Origin of the sequence: Mycobacterium sp. GA-2829 (assembly GCF_001499965.1) — a bacterium.
GTDB lineage: Bacteria > Actinomycetota > Actinomycetes > Mycobacteriales > Mycobacteriaceae > Mycobacterium.
In genome coordinates this window covers 1-2,848 of the sequence record NZ_LQIT01000077.1, presented here as the reverse complement: position 1 = coordinate 2,848, position 2,848 = coordinate 1, and the positions used below count along the sequence as shown (strand labels likewise).

1 protein-coding gene and 2 pseudogenes are annotated in these 2,848 nt (G+C 71.1%); all 3 read left to right on the top strand.

The window, feature by feature from the left end; all coding sequences use genetic code 11:
• Positions 1-430, top strand: a pseudogene (locus AU194_RS32790) (hypothetical protein); the annotation flags it as partial.
• Entirely contained in the window at positions 427-2,181 is a 1,755-nt protein-coding gene (locus tag AU194_RS28800; RefSeq protein WP_059092670.1) for an AAA family ATPase, read from the top strand. The pseudogene AU194_RS32790 and the gene AU194_RS28800, both read left to right, overlap by 4 nt.
• Positions 2,182-2,566: 385 nt before the next feature.
• Positions 2,567-2,848, top strand: a pseudogene (locus AU194_RS32785) (hypothetical protein); the annotation flags it as partial.

The following is a 2,848-nucleotide window of genomic DNA, read 5'->3' as shown; positions in this document are numbered from 1 at the left end:
CTGCGGCTCAGGGTCGGGTGTCGCGGAGGTCGCGGACGGTGGCCGCCCGGCGGTCGAGGGGGTGCCGGTCACGGTGCCGGCGAACAGCTTTGAGGGCGTGGAGGCTGCGGGGCGGTCGCCGCGGGGGCGGTCGGCTGGTCAGCCTGGGCCGGCCGGGGGGCCCGTTCCCGGTGCTTCGTTGCCTGCGTGGGACGTCGCCGGGGATGCCGGTGACGCCGCGGCGGTCCCGCCGATCGCCGAGAGCCACTACACCGGTGCCGCACCGCCGCCTGCCGAGCCGCCGCCCGACGGCTTCGAGCCGCCGCCGGACCTCGGGCGATCCGGTGCCGAGCCGGCCGTTACCCCCGACACCCCACCCGACGCCGAGCCACCAGCTAACGTCAACCCCATCACCGACGACACCGAGCCGAGAGCACAGGACCATCGATGACCTCGCCCACCGAACAGCGCCGAGCCTTCGACGCCGCGATGGACAGCTACAGGGCCGGGGACCAGGCCCGCGCGCTGGCCGGGTTCACTCAGATCACCCGCGACAACCCGGGAATGGCCGACGCCTGGCTGGGGCGGCTGGCCTGCGGTGACCACAGCATCGACACGTTGACCGAGGCGCACCAGAACTCGCGCACGCTCTACCGGGAGACCCGGCGCATCGGCCTGCAGGACGGCGAGCTCTACGCGCGTGTCGCCGCACCGCTGTACCTCGTCGTGCCGGTGTGGTCACGCGCCACCATCGGCCTCGCCTTGGCGTGCGCCCAGATCGGGGCCGCCCGCTACGCCGAAGCCGCCCGCACCCTCGAGGACCCGATCGTCCTCGAGGACACCCAGGCCGCCCAGTGGCATCAGTTCATCCTCGCCGCGCTGCACTACCAGACCCGGCGCTGGCCCGACGTCCGGTCGGTCACCGCGGTGTCCCCGCCGCGGCACGCCACCTACGTCCTCGACGAGGTCACCGCCGCGGTCACCGTGTTCTCGGCGACCGCCGCGGCCAGCCTCGGCCAGTTCAAGGCCGCCATCGACCTGGCCGCCACCGTGTCGACCGCCAACCCCTACCTCGCCGCCGACCTCGCCCTCACCCGGGGCTGGTGCCTGCGCGAACTCGGCGACGAGGACGCCGCCCGCAGCGCCTTCGAAGCGGCCGTCATCGACGGTCAGCTCCTGCCCGCCGCGCGTCAGGCCCTGGACAATCCGAGCTTCCGCCTGATCGTCACCGACGCCGAGACCATCGAAACCCGCACCGACCGCTGGGATCCCGCCACGGAGACCAGCCGCGCGCAACGTGACGCCGCCGCGCTGGCCGTCGAACAGCAGCAGGTGCTCGCCTCCGCGCAGGCCCGTCTCGACGAACTGATCGGGCTGGAAGGGCCCAAGGAACAGATCGCGGTGTGGCGCACCGAGATTCAGATCGACCAGTTGCTCGCCGCCCAGGGCGAGGAGACCTCGTCGACCAACGAGAACCACATGGTGCTCGAGGGCCCGCCGGGAACGGCGAAGACCAGCTTCGCCCGAATCGTCGCCGAAATCCTGTTCGGGTTGGGCAAGATTCAGCGCCCGGAGGTCATGGAGGTCACCGAGGAAGACCTCGTCGTCGGCTACGTCTCTCAGACCGCGCAGCGCATGAAAGAGGTGTGCGAGCAGGCGCTCGGCGGTGTGCTGTTCATCGACGAGGCCTACCGCCTCGTCCCCGAGACCGAAGGACACTCCTTCGGCAAGGACGCCATCAACACCCTGCTCAAGTACATGGAGGACTTCCGCGACCAGCTCGTGGTCATCGTCGCCGGCTACCCGGCTGAGATGCGCCGGTTCATGGCCGCCAACCCCGGCCTGGCGTCGCGCTTCCACTTCACGCTGAGCTTCGACAGCTACACCCCCGACGAGATCGTGCAGATCGGCCGCCACATCGCCGGCAAGGAGAAGGTGGCGATCTCCGAGGCGGCGTGGCCGCTGCTGCATGCCGAGGCCGCGCGGCTGCGCGAAACCCCGTCCGGGTCGGGCACGCTGCTCGACATCGCGGGTAACGGCCGTTTCGCCCGCAAGGTGGTCATCGGCTGCAAGCGCGAACGGGCCCGGCGCCTCCATACCGTCGCCCCCGCTGAGTTGGCCGAGCTCGCCAAGGCCGAGCCGTCGGTCCTCGTGGTCAACGAGGACGACATGCGCCGCGCCCTGGCGTCGGCGCAGCGCTGACGCGCAGCCGTCGTCGGCAACGGCGTCATTTCGGGGTTGCTGTCGTGCGCCGGTATCGCGGTGCAGCGGCCAGCACGCCAGTGGGCTGGAAGCGGCTGTTGGCGCGATCAAGGTCAGTGATTTGCTCCGGTTGCGAGCACCCGATCACCGGCGATGCTCAGGTCTATTCAGGGTTGGGTATGGATCTTTGAGTCCTGCGCGGAAGTCCGGAGAACATGCTGAGCAGCGGAAATAGAGCTTGCCGCCGGTAGGGCGCAAATTGGTGCGTCCCGGGTGCCGCGGGTCGCTTTAGGGTGGAGCGACGGACGCCGAAGTTGGCGTCAGCGGGCCCAGATACGGGGCCCTACGATGAATGCGTTTGCTCGTTGCTCTGAAGGGGGTAGCTGTGCCGGACCGGCCGGGGAACTACGACGGATCTGGACCTGGGCGGGTGGATCCGGACGCGCCGACGCACGCCGCACCTCAGCAACAGCGGCGCCCGCAGCAGCAGCGGCCACAGGGTGGTGGACACCGCCCGCCGCCTGCCCCGCCGCAGCAGGCGGCGCCGCAGCGACCGCCCAACGGCATGATGCGTACCCCACAGACCACTCTGCCCGGCGGCGCCCGCTTCGCGGCCCCGCAGCCTCAGACCCCCACCGCCGCGCCGCGACCCGCCCCCGCACCGCCG

Excerpts from the sequence above, each read along its gene's own strand:
- AU194_RS28800 (WP_059092670.1), top strand. The coding sequence starts at position 427 with ATGACCTCGCCCACCGAACAGCGCCGAGCCTTCGACGCCGCGATGGAC.